Source organism: Micromonospora sp. WMMC273 (assembly GCF_027460285.1).
GTDB lineage: Bacteria > Actinomycetota > Actinomycetes > Mycobacteriales > Micromonosporaceae > Micromonospora > Micromonospora aurantiaca.
On the sequence record NZ_JAPZBE010000001.1, the window covers coordinates 5845012 to 5871270 of the forward strand.

Annotated in this window: 28 protein-coding genes, 2 tRNA genes and 1 other RNA gene; 12 read left to right on the top strand and 19 right to left on the bottom strand. The window is 71.9% G+C overall.

Annotation, left to right across the window (positions count from 1 at the left end; genetic code table 11):
* Positions 1–3 precede the first annotated feature (3 nt).
* Together O7611_RS27165 and O7611_RS27170 are read left to right on the top strand one after the other, a co-directional pair.
* The gene (locus O7611_RS27165; protein WP_013474959.1) at positions 4–663 is read left to right on the top strand and encodes an HNH endonuclease family protein; all 660 of its coding nucleotides are present in this window, start codon (positions 4–6) and stop codon (positions 661–663) included.
* Positions 645–1097 (top strand): hypothetical protein, encoded by a 453-nt coding sequence (locus O7611_RS27170; protein WP_194803313.1) that lies wholly within the window; start codon positions 645–647, stop codon positions 1095–1097. The genes O7611_RS27165 and O7611_RS27170 overlap by 19 nt, the downstream gene beginning before the upstream one ends.
* A 54-nt stretch (positions 1098–1151) precedes the next feature.
* On the opposite strand, the gene O7611_RS27175 is transcribed toward O7611_RS27170, so the two are convergent.
* The 9 genes from O7611_RS27175 to ffs all read right to left on the bottom strand — a co-directional run bounded on the left by O7611_RS27175 (position 1152) and on the right by ffs (position 11575).
* Positions 1152–2255, bottom strand: a complete 1104-nt coding sequence (locus O7611_RS27175) for an ABC transporter ATP-binding protein (RefSeq protein WP_269697795.1) — start codon at positions 2253–2255, stop codon at positions 1152–1154.
* Positions 2252–3367, bottom strand: a complete 1116-nt coding sequence (locus tag O7611_RS27180) for an ABC transporter ATP-binding protein (protein WP_194803311.1) — start codon at positions 3365–3367, stop codon at positions 2252–2254. The genes O7611_RS27175 and O7611_RS27180 overlap by 4 nt, the downstream gene beginning before the upstream one ends.
* 7 nt (positions 3368–3374) lie before the next feature.
* Positions 3375–4343 (bottom strand): ABC transporter permease, encoded by a 969-nt coding sequence (locus O7611_RS27185; RefSeq protein ID WP_269697796.1) that lies wholly within the window; start codon positions 4341–4343, stop codon positions 3375–3377.
* Entirely contained in the window at positions 4340–5344 is a 1005-nt protein-coding gene (locus tag O7611_RS27190; protein WP_194803309.1) for an ABC transporter permease, read from the bottom strand. The genes O7611_RS27185 and O7611_RS27190 overlap by 4 nt, the downstream gene beginning before the upstream one ends.
* 78 nt (positions 5345–5422) lie before the next feature.
* Positions 5423–7084, bottom strand: a complete 1662-nt coding sequence (locus O7611_RS27195) for an ABC transporter substrate-binding protein (RefSeq protein WP_194803308.1) — start codon at positions 7082–7084, stop codon at positions 5423–5425.
* Between the two features lie 322 nt (positions 7085–7406).
* The gene (recR, locus tag O7611_RS27200) at positions 7407–8000 is read right to left on the bottom strand and encodes a recombination mediator RecR (RefSeq protein ID WP_013289050.1); all 594 of its coding nucleotides are present in this window, start codon (positions 7998–8000) and stop codon (positions 7407–7409) included.
* An 8-nt stretch (positions 8001–8008) separates the two neighbouring features.
* Positions 8009–8317: a YbaB/EbfC family nucleoid-associated protein gene (locus O7611_RS27205; protein WP_228533033.1), complete on the bottom strand. Its 309-nt coding sequence runs from the start codon at positions 8315–8317 to the stop codon at positions 8009–8011.
* A gap of 108 nt (positions 8318–8425) precedes the next feature.
* Positions 8426–11377 carry a DNA polymerase III subunit gamma and tau gene (locus O7611_RS27210; RefSeq protein ID WP_269697797.1) on the bottom strand — a complete coding sequence of 984 codons (2952 nt, stop codon included), beginning with the start codon at positions 11375–11377 and terminating at the stop codon, positions 8426–8428.
* A gap of 108 nt (positions 11378–11485) precedes the next feature.
* Positions 11486–11575: signal recognition particle sRNA small type (gene ffs, locus O7611_RS27215), an RNA gene on the bottom strand.
* An 81-nt stretch (positions 11576–11656) separates the two neighbouring features.
* Between ffs and O7611_RS27220 the strand changes: the two genes are divergently transcribed.
* Positions 11657–11741: transfer RNA gene (locus O7611_RS27220), tRNA-Ser, on the top strand.
* A 63-nt stretch (positions 11742–11804) separates the two neighbouring features.
* Here O7611_RS27220 and O7611_RS27225 read toward each other — a convergent pair.
* Positions 11805–13025 (bottom strand): RNA polymerase sigma factor, encoded by a 1221-nt coding sequence (locus tag O7611_RS27225; protein WP_194803305.1) that lies wholly within the window; start codon positions 13023–13025, stop codon positions 11805–11807.
* On the bottom strand, positions 13022–13354 hold the full coding sequence (locus tag O7611_RS27230) for a YciI family protein (protein WP_194803304.1): 333 nt from the start codon (positions 13352–13354) through the stop codon (positions 13022–13024). Before O7611_RS27230 ends, O7611_RS27225 begins: the two co-directional genes overlap by 4 nt.
* 232 nt (positions 13355–13586) lie before the next feature.
* Here O7611_RS27230 and O7611_RS27235 point away from each other — a divergent pair, with 232 nt between their 5' ends.
* Complete coding sequence (locus tag O7611_RS27235; protein WP_194803303.1) at positions 13587–14201, top strand: hypothetical protein; 615 nt, start codon at positions 13587–13589, stop codon at positions 14199–14201.
* On the top strand, positions 14198–14719 hold the full coding sequence (locus tag O7611_RS27240) for a hypothetical protein (protein ID WP_194803302.1): 522 nt from the start codon (positions 14198–14200) through the stop codon (positions 14717–14719). The genes O7611_RS27235 and O7611_RS27240 overlap by 4 nt, the downstream gene beginning before the upstream one ends.
* Positions 14720–14800: 81 nt before the next feature.
* On the opposite strand, the gene O7611_RS27245 is transcribed toward O7611_RS27240, so the two are convergent.
* Positions 14801–15448, bottom strand: coding sequence for a response regulator (locus O7611_RS27245; protein WP_194803301.1), 648 nt, complete (start codon positions 15446–15448; stop codon positions 14801–14803).
* 273 nt (positions 15449–15721) lie between these two features.
* Between O7611_RS27245 and O7611_RS27250 the strand changes: the two genes are divergently transcribed.
* Complete coding sequence (locus O7611_RS27250) at positions 15722–15853, top strand: hypothetical protein (RefSeq protein WP_269697798.1); 132 nt, start codon at positions 15722–15724, stop codon at positions 15851–15853.
* Between the two features lie 131 nt (positions 15854–15984).
* Here the strand turns inward: O7611_RS27250 and O7611_RS27255 are convergent.
* Positions 15985–16071, bottom strand: a tRNA-Ser gene (locus O7611_RS27255).
* 75 nt (positions 16072–16146) lie between these two features.
* Here O7611_RS27255 and deoD point away from each other — a divergent pair.
* The 3 genes from deoD (at position 16147) to O7611_RS27270 (ending at position 18068) form a co-directional block, all read left to right on the top strand.
* A complete protein-coding gene (gene deoD / locus O7611_RS27260) occupies positions 16147–16854 on the top strand; it encodes a purine-nucleoside phosphorylase (protein WP_047891806.1) in 708 nt (235 codons plus the stop codon).
* Positions 16855–16965: 111 nt separating this feature from the next.
* On the top strand, positions 16966–17604 hold the full coding sequence (locus O7611_RS27265) for a TetR/AcrR family transcriptional regulator (RefSeq protein ID WP_269697799.1): 639 nt from the start codon (positions 16966–16968) through the stop codon (positions 17602–17604).
* Complete coding sequence (locus tag O7611_RS27270; protein WP_269697800.1) at positions 17601–18068, top strand: acyl-CoA thioesterase; 468 nt, start codon at positions 17601–17603, stop codon at positions 18066–18068. The genes O7611_RS27265 and O7611_RS27270 overlap by 4 nt, the downstream gene beginning before the upstream one ends.
* 17 nt (positions 18069–18085) lie before the next feature.
* Here O7611_RS27270 and O7611_RS27275 read toward each other — a convergent pair whose 3' ends face one another.
* From O7611_RS27275 to O7611_RS27290, 4 genes are all read right to left on the bottom strand, one after another.
* Complete coding sequence (locus O7611_RS27275) at positions 18086–18553, bottom strand: nucleoside deaminase (RefSeq protein ID WP_332367434.1); 468 nt, start codon at positions 18551–18553, stop codon at positions 18086–18088.
* Positions 18554–18701: 148 nt separating this feature from the next.
* Positions 18702–19226 (bottom strand): tRNA adenosine deaminase-associated protein, encoded by a 525-nt coding sequence (locus O7611_RS27280; RefSeq protein WP_194803298.1) that lies wholly within the window; start codon positions 19224–19226, stop codon positions 18702–18704.
* 122 nt (positions 19227–19348) lie between these two features.
* Positions 19349–19519, bottom strand: coding sequence for a hypothetical protein (locus tag O7611_RS27285; protein ID WP_166457820.1), 171 nt, complete (start codon positions 19517–19519; stop codon positions 19349–19351).
* Between the two features lie 72 nt (positions 19520–19591).
* The gene (locus O7611_RS27290; RefSeq protein WP_332367427.1) at positions 19592–20023 is read right to left on the bottom strand and encodes a hypothetical protein; all 432 of its coding nucleotides are present in this window, start codon (positions 20021–20023) and stop codon (positions 19592–19594) included.
* A gap of 164 nt (positions 20024–20187) precedes the next feature.
* Between O7611_RS27290 and O7611_RS27295 the strand changes: the two genes are divergently transcribed.
* Both O7611_RS27295 and O7611_RS27300 read left to right on the top strand, forming a co-directional pair.
* Positions 20188–20790, top strand: a complete 603-nt coding sequence (locus tag O7611_RS27295) for a M23 family metallopeptidase (RefSeq protein ID WP_442929398.1) — start codon at positions 20188–20190, stop codon at positions 20788–20790.
* A gap of 71 nt (positions 20791–20861) precedes the next feature.
* Positions 20862–21932 carry a PHP domain-containing protein gene (locus O7611_RS27300; RefSeq protein WP_194803296.1) on the top strand — a complete coding sequence of 357 codons (1071 nt, stop codon included), beginning with the start codon at positions 20862–20864 and terminating at the stop codon, positions 21930–21932.
* Between the two features lie 3 nt (positions 21933–21935).
* Here O7611_RS27300 and O7611_RS27305 read toward each other — a convergent pair whose 3' ends face one another.
* A complete protein-coding gene (locus tag O7611_RS27305) occupies positions 21936–22910 on the bottom strand; it encodes a DMT family transporter (protein ID WP_194803295.1) in 975 nt (324 codons plus the stop codon).
* Positions 22911–22983: 73 nt separating this feature from the next.
* Here O7611_RS27305 and O7611_RS27310 point away from each other — a divergent pair, with 73 nt between their 5' ends.
* Positions 22984–24654 (top strand): DUF885 domain-containing protein, encoded by a 1671-nt coding sequence (locus O7611_RS27310; protein WP_194803294.1) that lies wholly within the window; start codon positions 22984–22986, stop codon positions 24652–24654.
* A 45-nt stretch (positions 24655–24699) separates the two neighbouring features.
* On the opposite strand, the gene O7611_RS27315 is transcribed toward O7611_RS27310, so the two are convergent.
* Complete coding sequence (locus O7611_RS27315; RefSeq protein WP_269697801.1) at positions 24700–26244, bottom strand: DUF6114 domain-containing protein; 1545 nt, start codon at positions 26242–26244, stop codon at positions 24700–24702.
* Positions 26245–26259 lie beyond the last annotated feature (15 nt).

The following is a 26259-nucleotide window of genomic DNA, read 5'->3' on the forward strand; positions in this document are numbered from 1 at the left end:
TCTGTGCGTACGAGATCAGGAGCCCGAGCCGGGCTGGCGGCCGCGCTGAGCGCGGTGCTCGCCCTCGGCGTGGCCGGCTGCGACGTGTCGGTCACCGAGCCGGAGGCGCCACCGAGCGCCGCCGGGAACGTCAACAAGCAGCTCGGTGAGCTCACAGTGGCCACGGCCGGGTCGATGAAGGGCTACAGCCGTTCCCGCTTCCCGCACTGGCGCGGCACCGGCAAGAACTGCGACGTACGCGACAGCGTGCTGCAACGCGACGGCGAGGGCATCAAGCTGTCCGGCTGCAACGTGGTGGGCGGCCGGTGGGAGAGCGTCTACGACGGTGTGGTGCTCAACGATCCGTCGGACGTGGACATCGACCACACCGTGCCGCTGGCCGCCGCGTGGCGGTCGGGTGCGGACGAGTGGGACGACTCGAAGCGCGGCGACTTCGCCAACGACCTGACCCGGCCGCAGCTCATCGCGGTTTCGGCGCGGTCCAACCGGGCAAAGGGTGACCAGGATCCGTCCCAGTGGAAGCCGCCGAACCGGTCGTCCTGGTGTCAGTACGCGGCGGACTGGGTGACGGTCAAGCACTACTGGCGGCTGACTGTGACAAGTGCCGAGAAGGCCGCTCTCACCGACATGCTGGAGGGCTGCACATGGGCGAGCAAACCGTGACCGGGCCGGACGCCACACCGGCCCCGGCGGCAGGCGGCGCACCGGCCCCGGAGTCCGCACCCGCCGGTCCGGCCTCGGCCGGGATGACGGCGGACGGCCGGCAGCCGGCGTCCGCCGACGTGGCCGGGGCGGGCATGACCGCCGACGCGGTGCCGGGTGCTCCGGCCGGGGGCGCGCCGGCCGGTCCGTCGGACCGCAGCACCGACATCACCGCCGGTCCGGGCGGGGTCATGACGGACGAGGTGGGCGTGGTGACCGGCGAGTTGACGCTGCGCACCGAGCACGCCGACGGCCGGGTGACGTTGCGGGTGCAGTACAAGGACGCCGACGAGTGGTACGCGGTCACCGGCGGTTCCGCGCCGCTGGCCGACCCGGCCGCGCTGGACGCCGTGCACACGATCGCGGTGGGCCTGCTCAACCGCCCCGAGGGCTGACCGACGGACAAGCGCGTCCCCAACCCGGGTCGGGTGGGGACGCGCTTCGTCGTGTCAGACGTACGAGCCGGGCTCGCTCGGCGCGGAGACCACGCCCGGCTCCTCGCCCTCGCCCTCCGGCCGGGTGATCTTCGCGGTCACCTCGTGCGGGCGCAGCTCGCCGGCGGCGATCTGCTCGGCCCAGTGGCAGGCCACCCGGCTGGCGCCGATCTGGCGCAGTTCCGGCCGCTCGTCGGCGCAGCGGGTCGGCTGCGCCCACGGGCAGCGGGTGTGGAACCGGCAGCCCGACGGCGGGTTCGCCGGCGAGGGCAGGTCACCGGCGAGCAGGATACGCTCACGCCGGTCCTCCACGTCCGGGTCCGGCACCGGCACCGCCGACATCAGCGCCCTGGTGTACGGGTGCATCGGCTCGATGTAGAGCCGGTCGCTCGGCGCCTCCTCCACCAGCGCGCCCAGGTACATCACGCCGACGATGTCGGAGATGTGCCGCACCACGGCCAGGTCGTGCGCGATGACCAGGTAGGTCAGGCCGAGGCTGTCCTGGAGTTCGTCGAGCAGGTTGACCACCTGCGCCTGGATCGACACGTCCAGCGCGGAGACCGGCTCGTCGGCGACGATCAGCTCCGGGCCGAGCACCAGGGCGCGCGCGATACCGATGCGCTGGCGCTGGCCGCCGGAGAACTCGTGCGGGTAGCGGGACAGCGCCCACTTGGGCAGGCCCACCGCGTCGAGCGTCTCGCCGATGATCCGCCGCCGGTCGTCCCGGTTGGCACCGATGCCGTGGGTCTGGAGGCCCTCGGTGAGGATCGACTCGACGTTCTGCCGCGGGTCCAGGCTGGACATCGGGTCCTGGAAGATCATCTGCATCCGGCGGCGCATCGTGCGCAGCTTGCCGGCTGGCAGCGTGGTCAGCTCGACGCCGTCGAACTTCACCTCGCCGCTGGTCGGCGGGTTGAGCTGGAGCAGCGCCCGGCCGAGCGTGGACTTGCCGCAGCCCGATTCGCCCACCAGCCCGTACGTCTTGCCGCGCGGAATGCTCAGGTCGACCCCGTCGACCGCCTTGACGTGCCCGACGGTCCGGTCGAAGAGCACACCCCGGCGGATCGGGAAGTGCACCTTCAGGTCGCGGACCTCGACGAGGATGTCGTTGTCGCTCATGGGGTCTCCTCCTCGCGCGGAGCCGGTCCGAAGCCGGGCACGGCGGGCGGGTCGGCCGGTTCGGCCTGGGCCGGCACCGCACCCGGTTCGGTGGTCGTCGGCGCGGTCGCGCGGGCGTCCGCCTCCGGGGTCAGGCCGGGAACCGGCACCGGGTTGACGCAGCGGTAGCTGCGGGCGTCGTGGGTGATCACCAGCTCCGGCGGCTCGCCCACGCAGGCGTCGACGCGGCGGGCGCAGCGCGGGGCGAACGCGCAGCCGTCCGGCCAGGGCAGCACGTCGCGCACCGAGCCGGGAATGGGGTTGAGCCGTTCACCGCGGCCGGCGTCCAGGCGCGGCACCGAACCGAGCAACCCCTCGGTGTACGGGTGCCGGGGCTGGCGGAACAGCGGACGGCGGGTGGCCGTCTCCACCACCCGGCCGGCGTAGAGCACGTTGATGGTGTCGCACATGCCGGCGACCACGCCCAGGTCGTGGGTGATCATCACCAGTGCGGTGCCGGAGTCCCGGACCAGGTCCTTCAGCAGCTCCAGGATCTGCGCCTGGATGGTGACGTCGAGCGCGGTGGTCGGCTCGTCGGCGATCAGCAGTCGGGGCTGGCAGGCGACAGCCATGGCGATCAGCGCCCGCTGCCGCATGCCACCGGAGAGCTGGTGCGGGTATTCCTTGAGCCGGCGCCGCGGGTCCGGGATGCCCACCCGGTCGAGCAGGGCGGCCGCCTCCTTGGTGGCCGCCTCGCCCTTCATGCCCCGGTGCCGGGCCAGCACCTCGGTCACCTGGAGCCCGATCGGGATGACCGGGTTCAGCGAGGACAGTGGGTCCTGGAAGATCATCGCCACGTCCCGGCCGCGGATGTCGCGGCGCGACCGGTCGTCGAGCTGGAGCAGGTCGGTGCCGTCGAAGACGGCCTTGCCGCCCACGCGCAGGCCCGGCTGCTTGGGCAGCAGGCCCATGATCGCCAGCGACGTGACGCTCTTGCCGCAGCCGGACTCGCCGACCAGGCCGACCACCTCGCCGGCGTCGACCGAGAAGGACACCCCGTCCACCGCGTGCACGGTGCGCTGCCCACGACGGGCGAACGTGACGGAGAGGTCGTCCACTTCGAGCAGTGCCATTTCCGACCTACTTCCGCAGCTTCGGATCGAGGGCCTCGCGCATCGCCTCACCGAGCAGGGTGAACCCCAGCGCGGTGATGATGATGCCGAGCGCCGGATAGATCGCCAGGCCCGGCCGGATGCCCAGGTACGGCTGCGCGTCGGCGAGCATGACGCCCCACTCCGGGATGGCCGAGTCGGGGTTGCCGAGACCGAGGAAGGACAGCGCGGCCGCCTCGATGATCGCGGTGGCCAGCGTCAGCGTGGCCTGCACGATGACCGGGGCGATCGAGTTCGGCACCACGTGGGTGAGGGCGATCTTGGACCGCTTCACGCCCAGCGACGTCGCGGCCAGCACGTAGTCGCTGTTGGCCTGCGCGATCATCGAGCCGCGCAGCAGCCGGGCGAAGATCGGCACCGACACCACACCGACGGCGATCATCACGGTGGTGAGGCTGGCGCCGAGCAGCGCCGCGATGCTCACCGCGAGCAGCAGGCTCGGCATGGCCAGCAGCATGTCGATGAAGCGCATCAGGGTGGTGTCGATCCAGCGGCCCCAGCGCCCGCCGAGGCCGGCTGCGGCACCGGCGACGCCGCCGATCAGCGCGCCGACCGCGAGGCCGATCAGGGTGGAGACCACGCCGACGAGCAGCGTCTGCCGCGCGCCGACGATGAGCCGGCTGAACTCGTCCCGGCCCTGGTGGTCGAAGCCGAGCCAGTGGTCGGCGGAGGCGCCCGGGATGATGCCCTGGCCGGACTTGACCAGCCCTTCCCGGATGCCGACGGAGTCCGTCGGGCTGTACGGGACGAAGAACGGCCCGATGACCGCGACCAGGACGAAGACGGCCAGGATGACCACGCCGATGATGGCCGCCGGGTTGCGCCGCAGGCGGCGGAACGCCTCCTTCCAGAGGCTCACCCCCTGCTCGTCCTCGCGGGCGGACAGCTCGGCGAGCCGGTCGATCTTCTCGCGCTTCTTTCCTCCGGTGATGGTCATCGCACCCTCACCCTCGGGTCGATCACGCTGTAGGAGAGGTCGACCAGGAGATTCACCAGCACGTACACCACCGCAATGATCATGATGAAGCCCATCAGCACCGGGTAGTCGCGCTGGCTGATCGACTCGGCGACGAACGCGCCGATGCCACTGAACGCGAACACGGTCTCGGTGAGCACCGCGCCGGAGAGCAGGAGACCGGTCTGGAGACCGATCGAGGTGGCCACCGGCAGCATGGCGTTACGCAGCACGTGCCGGCGGCGGACGGTCCGTTCGGTCAGGCCCTTGGCCTCGGCGGTGCGGACGAAGTCCTCGTTCAACACCTCCAGCACGCTGGCCCGGGTGATCCGGACGATGATCGCGAGCGGGATGCTGGCGAGCGCGATACCGGGCAGCACGAGGTGCCAGAGCGCGTCGGCGGCGGCGTCCCACTCGCGGGTCATGAGCCCGTCGAGGACGAAGAAGTTGGTGACCCGGGTCGCCCCGATGGTCGGGTCCTGCCGGCCGCTGGAGGGGAACCAGCCCAGGTTCTCCGCGAAGATCGCCTTGAGCACGTACGCCAGGAAGAAGACCGGGATGCAGATGCCGATGAGCGATCCGCCGACCGAGGCGTGGTCGAGGAACCGGCCCCGGCGGCGGGCGGCCAGGTAGCCGAGCGGGATGCCGATGCCGACCGCGAGGATCATGGCCATGATCGTCAGTTCGACGGTGCCGGGGAACCGTTCCACGAACTCCGTGGTGACGGCCCGCTTCGTACCGGTCGAGGTGCCCAGGTCGAGCCGGATCATCCGCCGCAGGAAGCGCGCGTACTGGACCAGGATCGGCTCGTCGAGGCCGAGGTTGCGCCGGATGGCGGCGCGCGTCTCGGGCGTGCCCCGTTCACCGAGGATCGCGGTCTCGGGCCCGCCGGGAAGTCGGTGGAGCCAGATGAACAGCAGGACGGAGAGCCCGAACAGCGTGGGTATCAGCTGTAGCAGGCGTCTGATGATGAACCGGAACACGGGCGCCTCGGAGGGTGTGCGGAGGGGTGCGGGCGGGCGCTGTGGTCACAGCGCCCGCCCGCGTACGGTGCCTTCAGATCACTTGAACTCTGCGGTCGCGTACCGCTCGTCGGTGAGCGGGCTCGCCTTGATCCCGGTCACGTCCTTGCCGAACACGATCGCCGGCGGGGAGTGCGAGATCGGCACACCCGGCAGGAAGTCCATGATCGACTTGTTCAGTGCCTTGTACTTCTCCGTACGGGCCGCCGCGTCGGCGGTGGTGTCGGCGTCCTTGAACTGCGCGAAGAGCGCGGGGTTGTTGAAGCCCCACTCGTCCTTCGGGCGGTCGAAGAAGGTGCCGATGAAGTTGTACGCGTCGCCGTAGTCACCGGTCCAGCCGAGGAAGTGCAGGTCGTGCTTGTTGCCGGAGGTGGTGGCGTTGAGGTAGTCCGGGCTCCACTTCAGCGGGATGGCCTGGACGTTGATGCCGACCGCCTTGAGGTCCGCCGAGAGCAGCTCGAAGATGTCCTTCGGGTTCGGCATGTACGGCCGGGTGACCTCGGTCGGGTAGTGGAACTTCAGCGTCAGGTTCGACGCGCCGGCCTCGGCCAGCAGGGCCTTCGCCTTGGCGGGGTCGTAGTCGTACTTGGTGACGTCGCCGTTCCAGCCCTCGACGGTGTCCGGGAAGAAGTTCATCGCGACCTTGGCGCCCGGGGGCAGCTTCGAGTCGACAAGGGCCTGCCGGTTCAGCGCGTGCGCGATGGCCTGCCGGACCTTCAGGTCGGCCAGCTTCGGGTTCCCCTTCTGGTTGATCGCCAGGTAGAGGATGTTGAAGGCGGGCCGGGTGAGGACGTTGAAGCCCTCCTTCTTCAGCGGCTCCACGTCCGCCGGGCCGACCAGGTCGTAGCCCTGGATGTCACCCGAGCGGAGCGCCTGCTTGCGGGCGTTCTCGTCCGAGATCGTCTTGAAGATGATGGTCTTCAGCTTGGCCTTGTCGCCGTGGTAGTCGTCGTTGCGCTCGATGGTGAGCGTCTTGTTCGCGACGTCCCACGCCTTGAACTTGAACGGGCCGGTGCCGGTCGGGTGCTCCATCGCGTACGCCGGGTACTTGATGTCCTCGGCGGTGCCGGTCACGTTGCTGGCGTCGTACTGCTCCATCGCCTTGGGGCTCTGGATCGAGAACGACGGCAGCATGAGCGCGGCCGGGATCTTGCTGGAGACCCGGGTGAACGCTAGATCCACAGTGGTGGCGTCCTTGGCGGTGCAGGACTTGAAGAGGCTCGGCGGCAGGTCCGGGTTCTCGTTCTTGGCGAACCCGCCCATGACGTCCTGCCAGTACGCGGTCACGTCCGGGCTCTGCATGAGGCCCTTGGCGTTGTACCAGCGGTCGAAGTTGGCGCAGACGGCCTCGGCGTTGAAGTCGGTGCCGTCGTGGAACTTGACGCCCGAGCGGAGCTTGAAGGTCCAGGTCGTGCCCGCCGCATCCGGCGTCCAGGACTCGGCGAGGCCCGGCGTCACCTTGGTGCCGCCCTCCTCCGGACGGACCAGGGTCTCGAAGACCTGGCGCGCCACGCGCAGCGACTCACCGTCGCTGGCGAAGCTGGGGTCGAGCACCTTCGGGTCTCCGGCGACGCCGAAGACGAGGGTGTCCTTCTTGCTATCTCCGGAGCCACTCTCACGGTCGCTCTCGGCGCAGCCTGCAACCGCGAGGGCCGCGACCGCGACGGCCGCGATTGCGACCTTCGGCCTGGATGCACGCATGGTGCTTCACCTCGTCCTTGGGGGTACGGACAACGTGGTGACAGGGTCACCGATGTGCGCAGACCTTAGCCCTCGGGTGGACGGCGCGGAAACGGGCGGGGGGCGGGTTGGTATCGAATCGTGTCTGTTCCGCAACGAGGCATACGAATCGAAGGAGAATCACTTACACTGCCGAGGTTTCGTCGGCCAGAAGGCCGAATTTATTACGTCGATCCGGTCCCGGACGCACGTTCCTGTCAGATCGACGGACATCCCGGTCCGGCCCGGAGACACGTCCGGCGGGCACCCCGCAGGGCACCCGCCGGAGGCGGCACGGCTCGATTCAGACGGCCCGTCGGCCCTCGAAGGCCCGGCCCAGCGTGATCTCGTCGGCGTACTCCAGGTCGCCGCCGACCGGCAGTCCACTCGCGAGCCGGGTCACCGCGATCCCCATCGGCTTGACCATCAGCGCCAGATAGGTGGCCGTCGCCTCGCCCTCGGTGTTCGGGTCGGTGGCGAGGATCAGCTCGCGGACCTCGCCGCCGCCGAGGCGGGTCATCAGCTCACGGATCCGCAGGTTGTCCGGGCCGATGCCCTCCAGCGGATTGATCGCGCCGCCGAGCACGTGGTAGCGCCCCCGGAACTCGCCGGTCCGTTCGATCGCCACCACGTCCTTCGGCTCCTCGACCACACAGAGCACCTCGTCGGTGCGCCGTGGGTCGCGGCAGATCCGGCACTGCTCCGACTCGGCCACGTTGTAGCAGGTCGTGCAGAACCGGACCAGGTCCTTGACCTTGCGCAGCGCGCCGGCCAGCCGGTTCACGTCGGCCGGATCCGCCGACAGCACGTGGAACGCGATCCGCTGGGCGCTCTTCGGGCCCACGCCCGGCAGCCGGCCCAGCTCGTCGATCAGATCCTGGATGGCACCCTCGTACATCTGCCGGCTCAGAACCCGGGCAGGCTGAGGCCGCCCATGCCGCCCGCGACCGGGCCCATCTTCTTCTCGGTCAGCTCGCGGGCCGCCTCGGCGGCGTTGTGCACTGCGGCGACCACCAGGTCCTCGAGCGTCTCGACGTCCTCCGGGTCGACCGCCTTCGGGTCGATCTTGATCGCCTTCAGCTCACCGGTACCGGCGACCGTAGCGGTGACCAGGCCCCCGCCGGCGGTGCCGGTCAGCTCCGCCTCGGCCAGCTCGGCCTGGGCCTTCGCGATCTGCTGCTGCATCTTCTGCGCCTGCTTCAGCATCTGCTGCATGTTCGGCTGTCCACCTGGGCGCACGGACCGCTCCTTCTTCCACTCGTCTGGTCGGCCGCGCCCAGCCTAGTCGGGCCACGGCACCGCTGAATCGCGGTCGGCGCGCGCTCAGCGCGCGTCCACCTCGTCGATCTTCTCCGCCCCGAACGTCTCGCGCAGCAGCTGCACCGCCTGCTCCTCGCTCGACTGCCGGGCGGTCCGCTCGTCGATCACTTCGTCGAGCGGCTCGTCGCCCGGATCGAACCCCTCGTAGGCGGGCGCCGCCGCGGGCGCGCCCCCGCCCCGCACCGGGCCGTCGAAGTCCGGGTCGTAGGGCGGCTCGCCCGCCCACTCGGCATCGGCAGTCTTCCGCGCCGGCTGCGCCGCGCGCGGCCCCTTGCCGGCACCACCGCCCGCGGCAGCAGCCGCCGCGGCCGCCCGCGCCGCCGCGATCGCGCTGTTCTTCGGCCCCGCCGGCCTCGCCCCACCGGCAGGCGCCGTCGCAGGTCCAGCCGGCTTGGGTACGACGACGGGGGCGGTGGCGGTCGCCGTGCCCCCGCCCGGACGGGCAGCCGCCGGCCAGTCCTCCGCATCCCCGGTGCCCGCCGCCGAGGCGGTACCGGTGGCCGAGGCGGTGGCCGCGCCACCGGGTCGGGCCGGCTCCGGCCAGTCCTCCTCGCCGGCCCGGCCAACGGCAGCGGTCGCCGCCGTCCGGTGCGAGGCGCCGACCGAACCCGCGTCGGCCCGGCCCGCCGGTCCTCCGGCCTGGCCTGCGGCGCCTTGGCTACCGGTGGCCGGGGTGCCAGTGGCTCGGCCACCAGTGGTGCCGCCCGAGCCGGACACCGGCTGTCCGGGGCCGCCCGCCGACGCCGGGTGCCCGACGGCGGCGGAATCCGGACGGCCCGGACCGGAGTGGGCGCCGGCGTCCGGGCGGACACGCCCCGCGTCGGCGTCCGGACGGCCGTGAGCAGTACCTACCGCCCCGGAAACCGGCCCGCCGGACCCGGCATCGGCCGCCGGGCGGGCCGGAGCGCTGTCGGACGGGGTGCGCCCCGGTGCGGCGTCGGCCTGCGGGCGGCTCGCGCCGGACGGGCGGGACGGGCCGCCGAGCGAGGCCGCGCCGCGCTCACCGGCCACCTCGCAGCGGATCTGCCACCGACCGCCCAGCTCCTCGTAGAGCGCGTCGGTCAGGACTGCGGCGTGGTCGGCCATCATCTTCGCCAGCACCGTCGACTTCACGGTCAGCACCAGCGTGTCGCCGTCCAGGTCGCGTACCACCGCGTCCCGCATCAGCGCGGCGATCCGCTTGTTGCTGCGGTTGACCTTGCCGACCACCTCGGGCCAGACGCGGCGCACCGCCACGGCGTCGAGCGCGCCCGGATTCGCCGCGCCCGGGCGGGGCGGCTCGGGCGTGGCCGGGTCGGGCATCACCGCGGACGGCGGTACCGGGCGTCGGGCAGCGGCCGGACCGGACGTCGCCGACCCGGCGGCGGCTCGCTCGGCGGCGGCCGACGCGGGGAACCCGGCGTCCGTGTCGGAGTGGACCCCGGCAGCCGCGGCCGCTTCGGTCGCCACCGGAGCGGAACGCGGGCCGGACTCGGCAGATGCCGAACCGGACTCGGGAACCGCACCGGCCGCGGGACGGGAATCGATGCCCGCACCGTTCGGGGCCGGACGGGTGCCGGTGGCGGGGCCGACCGGACGGGAGCCGGGTGTGGTGCTCCGGGCACCCGCCGCAGCGGCTGCGGCGGCACGTGCGGCGGCGGCACCGGTCGGGGCACCGGCAGCCGCCGGCGTGCCGGCGGAATCCGGGTGGACCGCGGCGGCAGCCGCGCCCGGGGCGGGAGCCGCCGGGCGTACCCCAGGGGTCTGGGTGGGATGCGCGGAGTCGGCGGCGGCCGGCGGCAGCTCGGCGCCCCCGAGCGCCAGCCGGCGCTCCATCCGCTCCAGGCGCTGGAGCAGGCCGGCCGAGGAGTCGTCCGCGCCGGGCAGGAGCATGCGCGCGCAGATCAGCTCCAGCAGCAGCCGGGGCGCTGTGGTGCCGCGCATCTCGACCAGGCCGTTGTGCACGATGTCGGCGCAGCGCGACAGCGTGGCCGGGCCGAGGCGCTGCGCCTGGGCGGCCATCCGCTCGATCTGGTCGGCCGGGCCGTCGATGAGGCCCCTGGCGGCGGCATCGGGCACCTGCTGCAGGACGATCAGGTCGCGGAGGCGTTCCAGCAGGTCGGAGGCGAAGCGGCGCGAGTCGTGCCCGGCCTCGGCGACCCGGTCGACTGTGGCGTACGCGGCGGCGCCGTCACCGGCGGCGAGCGCGTCGCACATCTCGTCGATCAGCGCGGCGTCGGTGACCCCGAGCAGCGCGGCGGCCCGGGCGTAGTCGACGCCCTCCGGGCCGGCGCCCGCGATGAGCTGGTCGAGCACGGAGAGGCTGTCGCGCATGCTGCCGCCGCCGGCGCGCACCACCAGCGGGAAGACCGCCGGCTCGACCTTGACGCCCTCCGCCTCGCAGAGCTGCTCGAGGTAGGGGCGGACCACCTTCGGCGGGAACAGCCGGAACGGGTAGTGGTGGGTCCGCGACTTGATCGTGCCGAGGACCTTCTCCGGTTCGGTGGTGGCGAAGATGAACTTGACGTACTCCGGGGGCTCCTCGACCAGCTTGAGCAGGGCGTTGAAGCCGGCCGACGAGACCATGTGCGCCTCGTCGATGATGTAGATCTTGAAGCGGCTGCGGGCCGGGGCGAAGAACGCCTTCTCGCGCAGCTCACGGGCGTCGTCGACACCACCGTGGCTGGCCGCGTCGATCTCGATGACGTCGATCGAGCCGCCGCCGTCGGGCGCCAGCCCGCGGCACGAGTCACACTGCCCGCACGGCTCGGGGGTGGGGCCCTGCTCACAGTTGAGGGAGCGGGCCAGGATCCGGGCGCTGGAGGTCTTGCCGCAGCCCCGCGGACCGGAGAAGAGGTAGGCGTGGTTGAGCCGCCCGCTGCGCAGCGCCTGCGACAGCGGCTCGGTGACCTGCTCCTGGCCGATCATCTCGGCGAACGTCCGCGGCCGGTACTTGCGGTAAAGGGCCAGTGCCACCCGTCCCGCCTCCTCTCGAGGAGAGCCATTCTGCGCCGGTCGGCCCCGGGTGACCACCCACCACCCCGTGACCCGACCCGCAGCGACGTTACCCGGCCCGGGAGACAGAAAGGCCTCCCGTGCACCCGGCAGAGCTCGCTTATCCTTGCTGCCTTCCGGCCCTGGGGAGGTTCACGAGATACCGCCGCACGGGAGGTGACGCCAAGCCTACCCGAAGGGTTGTGGATCTTCCGGGAGGGTGGGGTGGCCCGCCGTCGGGAGACCTGTATCCTGGCTCGCGGAGGATTCGCCTAGAGGCCTAGGGCGCACGCTTGGAAAGCGTGTTGGGTTCACACCCTCACGAGTTCGAATCTCGTATCCTCCGCTCGCAGACGACAGGGTCGGCTCCCGCACGGGACCGGCCCTGAGTCGTACCGTGCGGCGAGACTCACCGGCCGCCCAACTGGTCCCGTCGCCGCGTCAGGTACGCCGTCTCCGCGCTGTTCCCCGCCAGCTTGATCGCCCGGTCGTACGCCTCCCGCGCCTCTCCGCCTCGCCCCATCCGGCGCAACAGCTCGGCGCGCGTCGCGTGGTACGCGTGATAACCCTCCAGCGGCAACCCGTCCACCTCCGCCAGCGCGACCTGCGGCCCGTCCAGTTCGGCGATCGCCACGGCCCGGTTGAGCCGCACGATCGGCGACGGGTCGACGCGTACCAGATGGTCGTAGAGCGCGGCGATCTGCGCCCAGTCGGTGTCCCGCGCGTCGCGGGCGTCGGTGTGTACGGCGTTTATCGCGGCGAGGATCTGGTAGCGGCCCGGCGGGCGGCCGGCGGCGATGCACGCGCGGACCAGAGCGTGGCCCTCGGCGATGAGTTCGTGGTCCCAGGCGCTGCGGTCCTGCTCGGCGAGGACGACGAGTTCGCCCGTCGCGGAGACCCGGGCGGGGCGGCGGGCCTCGCTGAGCAGCATCAGCGCCAGGAGTCCGGTGGCCTCGTGGTCGTCGGGCAGCAGCGTACGGACCAGGCGGGTGAGCCGGATCGCCTCGGCGGTCAGGTCGGCGCGCACCGCCTCCTTGCCCGGGTCGGAGGCGAGGTAGCCCTCGTTGAAGATCAGGTACAGGACGGCGAGCACACCGCTGACCCGGGCCGGCAGGTCCTCGCGGGACGGCACTCGATACGGGATCCCGGCCGCCTTGATCTTCGTCTTGGCCCGGGTGATCCGCCTGCTCATGGCGGCTTCCTGGACCAGGTACGCCCGGGCGATCTCCGGCACGGTGAGCCCGCCGACCAGGCGCAGCGTCAGCGCCACCCGCGCCTCGATGGCCAGCGCCGGGTGGCAGCAGGTGAAGATCAGGCGGAGCCGGTCGTCGTCGATGACACCGAGCGGTTCCGGGACGTCGGCCAGCATCAGCGCCTCCCGGTGCTTGTCGTCCCGCCGGCTCTCGCGCCGGATCCGGTCGACGGCCCGCCGGTACGCGGTGGTGGTGAGCCACGCGCCGGGGTTCGGCGGTACGCCGTCGGCCGACCACCGTTCGACTGCGGCGGCGAACGCCTCGGCGGTCATCTCCTCGGCCACGTCGAGATCGCCGATGCGCCGGGCGAGCGTGGCGACGACCCGGGCCCACTCCTCGCGGTGGACCCGGGTGAGCGCTTCGCCGACGTCTGTCACGCGCTCAGGAACGGCCGCAGCTCTACCCGCCTGTTGCACCGCTCCGAGGCCAGCGCGGCGAGCGGCAGCGCCACATCGAAGTCCGGTGCCTCGATGATCCAGAACCCGCCGACGTACTCCTTCGTCTCCACGTAGGGCCCGTCGGTGAGCAGCGGACTCCCGCCCCGCGCGTCCACGACGGTGGCCGTCTCCGGCGCCGCGAGCCCACCGGCGAAGACCCAGTGGCCGTCGGCTCGCAACTGCTCGTTGAACTCACCGATCGCGGCCATCTCCGCGTCGGTGGCCGAGCCGGTCTTGTCGTCGAGTACGGAGATCAGGTACTGCGCCATCGGTTCCTCTTTCGCTCTCGTCGGCTGTCGGCCGGGCCGCCGTCACCCCGGCTACGAACGCCGCCACCCCGATCCGACAACCGTGCAGTGCGAGTATCGGGCGCGATGATGCGCGAGCGCTGCTCCGCCCGTACGTTGGGCATCGGTCGCGTCACTCGTCGAGCGCGCCGAGAGGCCCATAATCCGTCGTACACATGTTCCATCCACAGCCTGTGGACGCCGAGAGGACCGGATGAGTTACCAGCTCAGCGCCGTGGTCGCCGACGTCGAGCTGCTTCGCGAGCAGACCGCCGACCTGGACCACGCGGTGCTCGCCGCGCTCCGCCAGGACTTCGCGCTGCTGCCTGTCACCCCGCAGCTCGTGCAGGAACTGACCGGCGGCCTGCCGGACTACGCCACCGACGAGCCGCACGCCGAGCGCCCGTTCCGGCTGGTGCTCTCGCCGCCGCTCGCGGAGGTGCTGGCGCGCTGGTCGAGGAGCGGCCCGGTGGCGTACCTGGAGGCGGAGTTCGCGGGCGGCCTGGGCCACCAGTCGGCGGTGGTGTGGCTCGGCGGCGAGGTGAGCTGGGGCCCGCGGTACGACGCCGCGCTGGACCGGCCGCGTACCGAGTGGCCGATCAACACGGCGCTCGCCCGCCTGGGCGCGGAGCCGGGCGCGTGGATCGACCCGTTCGCCGAGCTGGGCCTGCACCTGGAGCGCGACACGGACGGCTGGCTGATGCACGGCCGGCGCGGCCTGTCCGCCGACTACTGGGACGAGCTGGCCGAGGAGTGGGAACTACGCCAATCCGACAAACAACAGCAACCTCATCGCCCCGGTCCCGTTGGTGACTGGGGGATTGCATGAAACTACGACAATTCGGCTTTATTGCCGCACTGCTCGCTGCCGCGTCCGCAGCCGGCAGCGGCGTTCATCCACAGTGGCCCACCCGCCCGGTCGGCGCCGCTCAGGTGGTCAGCCTGGAGGGCCTGCGCAACGCGGAGTTCGGCGACACCGAGGCGGACCTGACCCGGCGCGGCGTACTGCGCGCCGACGAGGAGGCATGCGGACCCGCGCTGGTCGGGCACGGTTCGGTCAGCCCGATCTTCGTCGACGACCGGCTCGTCCTGCTCTGGCTCGACGACCCGATGAGCACGCCCGAAGGCATCAGCGCCGGCGCGCCAGTCGGCGAGGTCCGCGCCGCGTACCCCGGCGCCGTCGACCTGCCGGCACCGCCCGGCAGTCACCGCTTCGCCGGGCTGCTCGCCCGCGACGGCGACCGCGCGTACCTGTTCCTGCACGACGGGGTCACCGTCCGCGAGATCATCGCCGGGTACGCGGACTGGGCCCGCCGCCTCTTCGACGAGGGCTACGGCCCCTGCTGACCGTCTACCGGTCCTAGAGATGACGAGCGACAAATCAGGCTGGCGGCCTAAGCACTGCAAGCCGGGCCACTGGACTACGAGTCAGAAAGCGGTGCCGAACTTGACGCGCTCCATGATGTCGATGACGTAATGGACGATGTCGTCGACGGCGTTGGTGTAGGCGAAGATTCCAGGATGAACGCCGATCTGCGGATCGAAGTTCGATGCGGCGATGATCACAGGGCTTCGGTCTCCCTGACGCTCAAGGGCGTCGAGCAGAGTGATGCCCGCGCTCTGCGCCGGATGTTCGGTATCCCTCCGCATATCGCTGAGGATCAAGTCGTAGCGGCGGCTCCGAAGGTTGGCGATCGCCTCGTCCGTGGAGCGCGACGTGTCTACGGTCATGCCCAGTCGCCGAAAAAGCTGTATCAGAGGCAGGTTCCATTCGGGGTTGTCATCAACCCAGAGAATTCGGCCACCTCGCAGGATTTCGGCCGCGTGTTGCAGCCGTGAGACGGCTGCGCGCTGCTCACTGACGGAAGGTGGCGCGCTTGCCTCGGACCGGGCCGCCGCTTCGACCAGTAACTGCTCGGCGAAGCCGAGCTCGATCATTGGCGTCTTCACGCTGTGAAGGCGGCTAATCTGCGGGATGATCGCGCTCCGAAGAGAAAGGTAGACCAGCGCGGCGAAGGCAACCCAGAGAATCGCGGGCACAGCTTTGATCAACTCAACAGTGATGGTCTGGGACATCTGCCCTCCGTCCATCTCTGAGACAGCCCATCGAAGGGTACCGTTCACTGCGGAGTTCCGTCGATGTCTGCAACCCCCCTTTCAGGAAGAGGCGTAGCAGATTGCCGACTCATTCCGACCGCCCACAGGTCGCCCCCAGATCGCGCTTTCGTGCCCGCTGGATCCGGCGTCTACCCGGAGCTGCCACCATTGCCTCCCCGACGCCGAACGGGCAGGCTTTCGGCCATGACTCCGGAGGAGCGACTCCAGCAGATGATTGAGGATCTTCGGCGAATGCGGCTGCAGTGCGAGCCCAAGTCGAACCAGAACCCTCGCTACCTGCGGTACTCCGCGGCCGTCTCGGCGTTGCGATGGATCATCGACGAGCTGGCCAAGGAGGCAACCACCCGGCGGCGAAGTGACTGACGAGCGTCACCGAACCGGTGCCTCGCCGCCTACCAAGCGGCATCAGTCGGACGGCGACTCGAGAAAGCCGGAAACGACGAAGCGCCCGGATCAGTCCTCCTGGACTGCCGGGCGCTGCGCCTCTTCAAAGGCGGTGGCGGCGGGATTTGAACCCGCGGAGGGCGTAAACCCTCACACGCTTTCGAGGCGTGCTCCTTAGGCCACTCGGACACGCCACCGCCGACGAGGGTACAGGACCGCCGGCTTGGACGCCGAACCGGTATCCCTCGGCCCGGCCTGGCAGGATCTTTGCCATGAGTACGCACATCGGCGCTGAGCCGGGAGAGATCGCCGAGCGGGTCCTGATGCCGGGCGACCCGCTGCGGGCCAAGTGGATCGCGGAGACCTACCTGGAGGGGGCCCGCTGCTACACGACGGTGCGCGGCATGCTGGGCTTCACCGGGAAGTGGAACGGTGTCGACGTGTCCGTCCAGGGCTCCGGCATGGGCATGCCGTCCGCCTCGATCTACGCCCACGAGCTGGTCAACGAGTACGGCGTGAAGTCGCTGATCCGAGTGGGCTCCTGCGGCGCCCTGACCGAGGATCTGCAGCTGCGGGACGTGGTGGCGGCGATCGGGTCGTCCACCGACTCGAACATGAACCGGATGCGCTTCGACGGGCTGATCGACTACGCCCCGGTGGCCGACTTCGGCCTGCTGCGTACCTCGGTCGAGGTGGCCGAGCGGCGCGGCATCAGCATGCGGGTTGGGCCGATCCTGGCGGCGGACGCCTTCTACACGGACCGGCCTGACCTGTACGACCGGCTCGCCGACTACGGCGTGCTGGCGGTGGAGATGGAGTCGGCGGCGCTGTACACGATCGCGGCGCGTTTCAAGGCCCGTGCGCTGACCATCCTGACCGTCAGCGACCACATCAAGACCGGCGAGAAGACCACGTCGCAGGAGCGCGAGCAGACGTTCGGCCAGATGGTCGAGATCGCGCTGGACACCATCATCGCCTGACCCCGACCGACCTGGACCGCCCCGTCACCGCTCGGTGGCGGGGCGGTCCGCGTTACCGGCGTCACAAAAATAAATACGACCGGTCGTGCTTGTTTCCCCTAGGCTGAGCGCATGACCTCCGACGGCCGCGTCGCCCGTGGCGACCGCACCCGCACCGCGGTGCTGGACACCGCAGTGGCGCTGGCGACCGAGGTCGGCCTGCACGGTCTGTCCCTGGCCCAGCTCGCCGATCGGCTGGAGGTGAGCAAGTCCGGCCTCTTCGCGCACTGGCGCTCCAAGGAGGCACTGCAACTCGCCACCGTCGACCGCGCGGTGGCGCAGTGGCAGGAGATGATCGTCGCTCCCGCCCTGCACGCACCCCGGGGCGTACGCCGGCTGCGCGCGCTGCACGAGGCCCGGATCGACTTCTACGCCGCCCGGGTACTGCCCGGCGGCTGCTTCTTCGCCAACACCGAGTTCGAGTACAACGCCCGTCCCGGCCCGGTCCGGGACCGGCTCGCCGACGCGTTGTCCCGCTGGACCGCACTGCTGGAGCGCCTCGTCCAGGAGGCGGTCGACCTCGGCGAACTCCCCGCCGACCTGGACGTGTCGCTGCTCGCGTACGAGATCGACGCGCTGGGGATCAGCGCGGTGATGCGGTCCCGTCTGCTCGACCCGGACGCCTCCTACCGGCACGCCCGCCAGGGCCTGCTGAACCGGCTGCGGGCGCTCTGCCCGGATCCGGCCCTGCTACCGGAAGGCCAGTCATGAGCCACGCCACCACCGACCGGCCGGTCGCGGAGTTCGGGCACGTCGAGCACGTGCCTGTGCACTTCGACGACCTGGACGCGATGGGCATCCTGCACAACGCCCGGTACGCCGTGCTGCTGGAACGCGCTTTGACGCCCTACTGGGCCGAGCGCGGCGTCGCCTTCCGCGGCGACGTGCACGCCGCACCCGACGTGTTCCACGCGGTCCGCGAGTTCACCATCACCTACCAGGCGCCGGTCGTCGGCGTCGGCACGGTGGCCGTGCACTTCTGGCTGGAGCACTTCGGCACCAGCAGCGCCCGTTACGCCTTCGAGTTCCGCTCGACCGACGGCGCCAGCGTGCACGCCACCGGCACCCGGTCGATCGTCCGGCTCGACCCGGCCACGCTGCGTCCGACCGCCTGGACCGAGGTCGGCCGCGCGATCGCCGCGACGCTGCTGCGCCCCGCACCGGCCGGCGCCTGAGACAAAACCAGAACCCCTCAGCGGAAGAAGGCGCGCAGCACCGCCGCGCTCTCGCGTTCCAGCACGCCTCCGTACACCTCGGGGCGGTGCGTGACGCGGCGGTCGCGCAGCACGTCCCAGAGTGACCCGACGGCGCCGGTCTTGGGTTCCCACGCGCCGAACACCACTGTCGAGACGCGGGCCAGGGCGATCGCCCCGGCGCACATGGTGCACGGTTCGAGCGTCACGACGAGCGTGCAGTCGTCCAGCCGCCACCGGCCGAGCCGCTGCGCGGCCCGCCGCAGCGCCAGCACCTCGGCGTGTGCGGTCGGGTCGCCGGTCAGCTCCCGCTCGTTGCGCCCGATCGCCAGTTCGGTGCCGTCGGGGCCGTAGAGCACCGCGCCGACCGGCACGTCGTCGGCATCTGGGGTCGCACCGTCCGGGCCGGTCACCGCGACCTCGAGGGCCCGGCGCATCCACAGCTCGTGCCGCTGCCGGCGGCCCACAGCGCCCGGGTCGGCGAGCGCCTCGTCGGCGCCGGGACCGACGCGCGCGGCCCGGCCGCGGGTGGGCTGCCCCGGGCGTACGGTCTCCAGCGACGGGTCGGTCGCGTCTGCCGGTTCGGCGGCGCCGGGCGTCACTGACTCCCCGGGCTCAGACCTCACGCAGCTCCTCGACCTCGTCCACGCAGCCGAGCACCTGGCAGATCTCGGCTGTCACGTCGGCCGGCATGGAGCCCTCGTGCGCGCAGAGCGCCAGCAGCTTCTGCGCCGGGATGCCCAGATCGGCGAGGAGATCCGCGTCGCCGACCGGGTCGGCCTCCGGGTCCACGGCGGGCTGCTCGGTGTCGTCGTCGCCGGTGGAGGTGCGCGGTTCGTCGACGTCCTCCAGCCCGGTCACCGAGGTCTTCAGGTCGCCGACGAGCAGCGCGCCCAGCCGGGACTCCTCTGCGTACGCCGAGTCCGAGCCGAAGACCCGCAGGTCCTCCCCCTCGTCCAGGCGCAGGATGACCAGGTACGTGTCGTCGGCCTCGACGAACAGCAGCGAGAGGTCGGCGTCCGGCTCGACGTCGCGCAGCCGGTCGGCCACCTCCTCGATGTCGGTGACACCGCGCAGGCTCACCTCACCGGCGGTCCAGCCGCCGTCGACGCGCGCCACGGCAGCAGCGAAGTACGACACGGTCCCCCCAAATCAGCCTCGGCAGCACGCCGACACGTCACGCGATGCACGTTAACCGGTCGGGTCGGCGGGCGAGCGGTCAACGCCCCGTATGGGCCGGCCGTTCCTGAAGAGAAAGCCGGTCAGCCGACGACGCGCCGGCGGGTGGCGATGAGTTGGCGCAGTCGCTCGGTGCGGGCCCGCTGCGGCCGTTGCCGCTGCTGTACCGCACGGGCACCGGCCAACTCGGCGAGGAGTTGCAGGCGACGGCGGCTCCGCTCGGGGTCGAGCCGCGGCGGTGTGGTCCAGGCCATACCGCGAGCGTGGACCGTCCTCAGGCGTACGTCAAGGTGGCCTTCGCTACGCAGCGAAACCGGCACCGAAGGTCACCAGAGCGGCCAGTCCCCGGTCTGCGCCCAGCGCATCGCGACGATCGCGGCGGCGATGCTCCAACCACCGGCGGTGACGATCGCGACGCCCGTCGCCACCCCCCGGTCGCCGTGACGGACCAGCACCGCGGCGGCCATCCACGCCAGGCCGCCGGCCAGCAGCGTCCACCAGGCGTATCCGGCCACGCCGCCGCCGAGCAGCCCGAACAACAGCAACCAGGCGAACGCGACGAGCGCGCCGGCTGCGACGCCGGCGCCGGTGATCGGGTACGGCTCGCGATAGCTGGGCCGCATCGACGTGCTCGACGGGAACAGCCCGGAGGGTGTACGCGGTGGCGGGAACGCCCCCGGACCGGTCCCCTCGGGTCCGCCGTGCCATCCGTGCGTCACCGCCGCCCCTTCCCGGATCACCCGTCCCGTGCTCGGCATTCGTCCCTACGGTAGTGGTCTGTCAGGATGACCGGATGCGCTCGCCATCGATCGGACGCCGGACGCGGCCGGCGTACCCGGTCCTGCTGCTCGTCGCGGCGCTCGCCGCCGCCGGGTGCGGCGCCACCACCGGGCGCGCCGACAGGTGGCAGGAGCCGAGCCCGATGACGACGGCCGCGCAGCCCGCCGACCCGGCCCCGCCACCAGCCGCCTCCTCGTCCGCCGCGCCGTCGCCGGCCCGCACGGACCTGAAGCGGGTCTTCCCGGTGCGGGCCGGCAACGTCGACTACCACCCGACGCACGGCGGCTACCCGGGCACCGACGTGTTCGCCGACTGCGGGGAACCGGTGGTGGCGGTCACCGACGGCGTGGTGCTGGAGGTGAGCCGCGTCGACAGGTTCGACAAGCGCGGGCCGCTGGGCCCGAACAACGGCGGGCTCTCGGTCTCGCTGCTCGGCGACGACGGGGTGCGCTACTACGGCTCGCACCTGAGCGCGATCGCCGCCGGGGTCGACGCCGGGGTACGCGTACGCGCCGGGCAGCAGCTCGGGAAGGTGGGCCGCACCGGCAACGCCAACAACGTCTGCCACCTGCACTTCGGGCTCTCCCCGAAGTGCACGGGCGCTGACGACTGGTGGATCCGCCGGGGAGTGGTCTGGCCGGCGCCGTACCTCAACTCGTGGCGCAAGGGCGGCAACCGCTCCCCGGTCACCGAGGTCACCGCCTGGCAGCGCAAGCACGGCTGTCCGGCCGCGCCCGGCCGGTAGGCGCGCGGCGGCTGACCGGCTCGCGGTGCGGGGTCACCCGGCGGGCGACGAATGCGCGTAGGTTCCAGGACATGACTGCCCGGGATCCCATCGCCGACCTGCGCCGGATCGCGTTCCTGCTGGAACGGGCCAACGAGGCCACGTACCGGGTCCGGGCGTTCCGGTCGGCGGCGAAGACGCTGGGCGCGCTGCCCGCCGCCGAGGTGACCGAGCGGGCCCGCACCGGCAAGCTGACCGAGCTGTCCGGCGTCGGTGACGTCACCGCCCGCTGCGTGGCCGAGTCGCTGGCCGGCGAGGAACCGGTCTACCTGCGCCGGTTGCTGGCGACGGAGGGCACCGACCTGGACGAGGCGGCGGCGAAGCTGCGGGACGCGCTGCGCGGCGACTGCCACACCCACTCGGACTGGTCCGACGGTGGCTCACCGATCGAGGAGATGGCGCTGGCCGCGGTCGAGCTGGGTCACGAATACCTCGTGCTCACCGACCACTCGCCCCGGCTGACTGTGGCCCGCGGCCTGACCGCGGCGCGGCTGCGCAAGCAGCTCGACCATGTCGCCGCCGTCAACGAGGCGCTGCCGAAGGGCTTCCGGATCCTCACCGGCATCGAGGTGGACATCCTCGCCGACGGCTCACTCGACCAGGACGAGGACCTGCTGGCCCGCCTGGACGTGGTGGTCGGCTCGGTGCACAGCGGCCTGAATGACGACCGGGCGAAGATGACCCGCCGGATGCTGACCGCGATCGCGAACCCGCACCTGGACATCCTCGGCCACTGCACCGGCCGGATGGTCTCCTCCCGGCCCGCCGGGGTGACCGGGCCCGGCGACAAGGGGCACCGGGCGCGTACCCGCAAGGAGAGCGAGTTCGACGCGGACGCCGTCTTCGCCGCCTGCGCCGAGCACGACGTGGCCGTCGAGATCAACTCCCGGCCGGAGCGGCAGGACCCGCCGAAGCGTCTGATCCGCCTCGCGCTGGAGGCCGGGTGCCGGTTCGCGATCGACACCGACGCGCACGCGCCTGGCCAGCTCGACTGGCAGCGCTTCGGCTGCGAGCGGGCCGCGCTGTGCGGCGTACCGGCGAAGCGGGTGGTGAACACCTGGACGGCCGACCGTCTGGTGAAGTGGACGGCCGGCCGCGGCTGACGGTCAGCCCCTGGTGGCCGCTTCGGCCGGACGGGTGGTGGGTGTCACCGCGTCCGGGCGCGGGCGGCGCCGCCCGAACAGGCCCTGGGCGACCGCGACGCCGACGAGCACCACGAACGCGCCGACCGGTTGGTGCCAGTTCATCCGCTCGCCCAGCACCACCGCCCCGACGAGCACCGCGAACACCGGGATCAGGTAGGTCACTGTGGACGCCGTGCTGGCCCCGGCCAGCCGGATGTTGCGCATGTTGATGACGAAGGCGAGCCCGGTGCCGAGCGCGCCGAGCGCCAGCACGCTCGCCGCCACGCGCGGGGAGAGGTCGAGCGGTGACGGCGGCGTGCCGACGAACGGCGCGACCAGCGCGAGCTGCGCGGTCGCCACCAGCAGCTGGGCCGCCGACAGCGAAAGGCCGGAGTACGCGCTGCCCGCGACGAACTTCTTCTGGTACGGGATCGCCAGCCCGTAGCAGGCCGCCGCGCCGAAGCACATGAGCTGGCCGACGAAGTGGGCACCGCCCACGCCCTCCCAGACGCCGAGCACCACCAGGACGCCGACGAAGCCCAGCCCCAGCCCGACCGCCCGCCGGGCGGTCAGCCGCTCGGTGCGGAACACCAGCACCGCCAGCGGCAGCACGATCAGTGGCGTGGTGGCGTTCCAGATGCCGGCGAGCATCGACTCGACCCGCTGCTCGCCGTAGCCGAACAGCGTGAACGGCACCGCCACGCCGAACGCGGCCACCACGAGCATGTGCGCCCAGACCCGGGGCTCGCGGGGCAGCCGGTCGCGCAGCACCGCGAGCACCACGAGCAGCGTCAGCGCGCCGGTGGCCACCCGGTAGAGGGTGAGGTGCACGGGGTGCAGCTCGGCCACGCCCACCTTGATGAACAGGAAGCTGGAACCCCAGATGGCGGCGAGTGCGACGAACCCGGGCAGCCAGCTGCGCACCGGGGCCCGGTCAGGAGTGATCTCGACGGTCACCCATGACACTCTGCCGCAGAGGTACGACGAAGTCGCGCGGTATTCCGGATGCGGGGTCACGTAGGGTCGCCTCGTGGGACGAATCGATGACCTCGCCAACCGGTACGTGGCCGAGTGGGCGCCGCTGAGCCCGACCGGCGCCACCTACGTCGGCATCGCCGGCTACGACGACCAGCTCGACGACCTGTCGCCCGAGGGTTACGCCGCCCGCGCCGACCTGGCCCGCCGCACGCTCGGCGAACTCGACGTGACCGAGCCGGAGACCGAGGCGGAGCGGACCGCCCAGGAGGCCATGCAGGAGCGCCTCGGCCTGGAGCTGGCCCGCTACGACGCGGGCGAGACCGGCAGCGAGGTCAACGTGATTGCGAGCGGACTGCACGAGATCCGGATGGTCTTCGACCTCATGCCGACCGACGGCGAGGAAGCCCGGGCGAACGTGGCCGCGCGGCTCAACCGTTTCGCGTCCGCGCTGGACGGCTACAAGCGGACGCTGCGCGAGGCCGCCGCCGCGGGACGGGTCAGCTCGCGGGTGCAGCTCGTCGAGGTCGCCAAGCAGTGCGACGTCTGGGTCGACCCGGAGGGCGACAACTTCTTCCACGGGCTGGTCGAGCGGATCGACGCCGACGGCGCGCTCGGCGCGGAGCTGCGCAAGGGCGCCGCCGCCGCGACCGCCGCCACCGCCGAGTTCGGGCAGTTCCTGCGCACCGAGCTGGCGCCGGTGGGCCGGGAGAAGCAGGCCGCCGGGCGGGAGCGCTACGAGCTGGCCTCGCAGTACTTCCTCGGCGCGACTGTCGATCTGGACGAGACGTACGCCTGGGGTTTCGCCGAGCTGGCCCGGCTGGAGGCCGAGATGCGCGCGGTGGCCGCGCGGATCGCCGGGCGCGGCGCCTCGGTCGACGACGCGGTACGCGCGCTCGACGCCGACCCGGCGCGGACGGTACGCGGCAAGGAGGCGTTCCGGGACTGGATGCAGGCGCTCGCCGACAGGGCGATCACCGAGCTGAACGGCACCCACTTCGACATCCCGGAGCAGGTACGCCGGATCGAGTGCTGCCTCGCGCCGACGAGCGACGGCGCCATCTACTACACCGGCCCGAGCGAGGACTTCTCCCGGCCGGGACGGATGTGGTGGGCGGTGCCGCAGGGCATCACCGACTTCTCCACCTGGCGCGAGGTGACCACCGTCTACCACGAAGGCGTGCCGGGTCACCACCTCCAGGTCGCCCAGACCGCCGTCCGAGCCGACCTGCTCAACCGCTGGCAGCGGCTGCTGTGCTGGGTCTCCGGGCACGGCGAGGGCTGGGCGCTCTACTCCGAGCGGCTGATGGACGAGCTGGGCTACCTCGACGACCCGGGTGACCGGCTCGGCATGCTCGACGGGCAGGCGCTGCGCGCGGCCCGGGTCATCGTGGACATCGGCATGCACCTGGAGCTGGAGATCCCGAAGGACAACCCGTTCGGCTTCCACCCGGGCGAGCGGTGGACGCCGGAGCTGGGCTGGGAGTTCATGCGGGCGCACTGCCGCGTGCCGGACGAGAACCTGCGCTTCGAGCTGAACCGCTACCTGGGCTGGCCCGGGCAGGCCCCCTCGTACAAGGTGGGCGAGCGGATCTGGTTGCAGGCCCGGGAGGACGCGAAGGCCCGCAAGGGAGCCGACTTCGACCTCAAGGAGTTCCACCGCCAGGCGCTCGACCTGGGCTCGCTGGGGCTGGACCCGCTGCGCAAGGCGCTGGCCCGGCTCTGAGCCGTGGTCCGGGTGCCGGCGGTGCGTCCGCCGGCACCCGTCGCCCTACGCGCCGAGGGTCAACCGCAGCGGCTCGCCGGTCAACGTGTTGCTGGTGACGTACGCCAGGTCGATGACCGGGTCGGTGAACGTCACCTTGAAGGGCAGCGTGACCGGCAGCCCGTCCGGGAACGGCAGGTCCGGGGTCAGCGTCAGCTTGATGCCGGCGAGCTTGCCGACGAACCGGGTGCAGTAGAACGCGACGTCGTCGCGGACGACGAGCTGAGGGGTCACGTACCGCTGGGTGCGACCGAGTGGACCGTCGGCGACCAGCAGGAAGTCGTCGGTCACCGCCTCCTTCATGCTGAACTTCAGCACCTTGAGCGCACCCTGCTCGGTCTGCAGGTCGGTGATCCCCTCGAACCGCAGCCCGGTCATGGCCACCTTGGAGCCGGTCAGCTTCGACGGCGTCCGGCCCACCTTCGGCAGGCCCGGGTCCGCGGCGATACGCGGCAGGGGCTTGCCCGGTTCCACCTTGCCGGGCTTCGCCGGGTCCACCTTGCCCGGCTTGTCCGGCGCCGGGCACTCGGTCGACCCGGGACGGGCCGTCGGCTTGCTCGTCGGGGCCGCCGATCCGCTCGCGGTCGGCGTGGGCGAGGGCGTCTCGCTCTTCTTGCTGCTGCCCTTGAACAGGTCACCGATCCCCTCGAAGAAGTCGGTGATGATGTTGCCCGCCCGCGTCGGGCTCGCGCTCGGCGACGGGGTGGGCGTCGCCGTGGGCGCGCTCGCGCCGGGCGCCGGCGTGGCGGGCTTCGACGGGCAGGCAGTGGCGGCGGGCTTGCTCGGGGCGGCCTGCACCGCGCGCGGCTGCACGGCGAGGCCGGCGGTGGCGAGGCCGAGCACCACGAGGACGATGCCGAAGGCGCGCGGGTCCGCCGAACGGCCCGCCCACTCCGGCGGCCCGCCGTCGGATCCGGCCGCCTGCCCGTTCACCGACTGCCGAGGGACCGGCCGCTCCCCGCCCGGCCGCTCGGCAGTCGGCTGCTCGACGGCCGGCCGTACGCCGGCCGGCACCTCGACGGTCGGTCGCTCGTCCGCGGGCTGCGTGTCCACGGGCTGCGCGTCCACGACGGTGTCGGCCTCGGCGTCCGCGGCGGTGCCGGGTTCGGCGTCCGCCTCGGTGTCGGGTTCGTCGGCGGCCGGACCGGCGGGACCAGCCGGAGGGGTCGGCACCCAGGCGAACGCGAGCGCGCTGCCCACGATGCCGAGCAGCAGGCCGAGGAAGAAGCCGCCGAGGTTGAGCCCGATCAGGGAGTAGACGGCGGTGATCGCCGCGACGATGGAGTAGAACAGCCGCTGCGGCGGGCTGAGCCAGAGCAGCACCCCGCAGGTCACCAGGATGCCCGGGATCAGCAGCGAGAGCAGGCCGGTGGCGCCGCTGCTGAAGCTCAGGCCGTTGAGGGTCAACCGGGTGGAGGCGAGCATCTCCACCCCGGCCAGGATGATCAACAGGCCACCCCAGAACGGCCGGCTCCGCTGCCAGCGGCGGAAGGTCCGCCATGCCCGGGCCGCGGTGCCGGGCCGGGCGTGGGACGGGTCGACGGTTGTCACGTACTCCTCCTGGCG

Coding starts and splice junctions, on each gene's coding strand:
- O7611_RS27170 (WP_194803313.1), top strand. CDS start 645: ATGGGCGAGCAAACCGTGACCGGGCCGGACGCCACACCGGCCCCGGCG.
- O7611_RS27175 (WP_269697795.1), bottom strand. CDS start 2,255: ATGAGCGACAACGACATCCTCGTCGAGGTCCGCGACCTGAAGGTGCAC.
- O7611_RS27180 (WP_194803311.1), bottom strand. CDS start 3,367: ATGGCACTGCTCGAAGTGGACGACCTCTCCGTCACGTTCGCCCGTCGT.
- O7611_RS27185 (WP_269697796.1), bottom strand. CDS start 4,343: ATGACCATCACCGGAGGAAAGAAGCGCGAGAAGATCGACCGGCTCGCC.
- O7611_RS27195 (WP_194803308.1), bottom strand. CDS start 7,084: ATGCGTGCATCCAGGCCGAAGGTCGCAATCGCGGCCGTCGCGGTCGCG.
- recR (WP_013289050.1), bottom strand. CDS start 8,000: ATGTACGAGGGTGCCATCCAGGATCTGATCGACGAGCTGGGCCGGCTG.
- O7611_RS27205 (WP_228533033.1), bottom strand. CDS start 8,317: ATGCAGCAGATGCTGAAGCAGGCGCAGAAGATGCAGCAGCAGATCGCG.
- O7611_RS27230 (WP_194803304.1), bottom strand. CDS start 13,354: ATGGCGCAGTACCTGATCTCCGTACTCGACGACAAGACCGGCTCGGCC.
- O7611_RS27235 (WP_194803303.1), top strand. CDS start 13,587: ATGAGTTACCAGCTCAGCGCCGTGGTCGCCGACGTCGAGCTGCTTCGC.
- O7611_RS27240 (WP_194803302.1), top strand. CDS start 14,198: ATGAAACTACGACAATTCGGCTTTATTGCCGCACTGCTCGCTGCCGCG.
- O7611_RS27245 (WP_194803301.1), bottom strand. CDS start 15,448: ATGTCCCAGACCATCACTGTTGAGTTGATCAAAGCTGTGCCCGCGATT.
- O7611_RS27250 (WP_269697798.1), top strand. CDS start 15,722: ATGCGGCTGCAGTGCGAGCCCAAGTCGAACCAGAACCCTCGCTACCTG.
- deoD (WP_047891806.1), top strand. CDS start 16,147: ATGAGTACGCACATCGGCGCTGAGCCGGGAGAGATCGCCGAGCGGGTC.
- O7611_RS27265 (WP_269697799.1), top strand. CDS start 16,966: ATGACCTCCGACGGCCGCGTCGCCCGTGGCGACCGCACCCGCACCGCG.
- O7611_RS27270 (WP_269697800.1), top strand. CDS start 17,601: ATGAGCCACGCCACCACCGACCGGCCGGTCGCGGAGTTCGGGCACGTC.
- O7611_RS27285 (WP_166457820.1), bottom strand. CDS start 19,519: ATGGCCTGGACCACACCGCCGCGGCTCGACCCCGAGCGGAGCCGCCGT.
- O7611_RS27290 (WP_332367427.1), bottom strand. CDS start 20,023: ATGCCGAGCACGGGACGGGTGATCCGGGAAGGGGCGGCGGTGACGCAC.
- O7611_RS27295 (WP_442929398.1), top strand. CDS start 20,188: ATGACGACGGCCGCGCAGCCCGCCGACCCGGCCCCGCCACCAGCCGCC.
- O7611_RS27300 (WP_194803296.1), top strand. CDS start 20,862: ATGACTGCCCGGGATCCCATCGCCGACCTGCGCCGGATCGCGTTCCTG.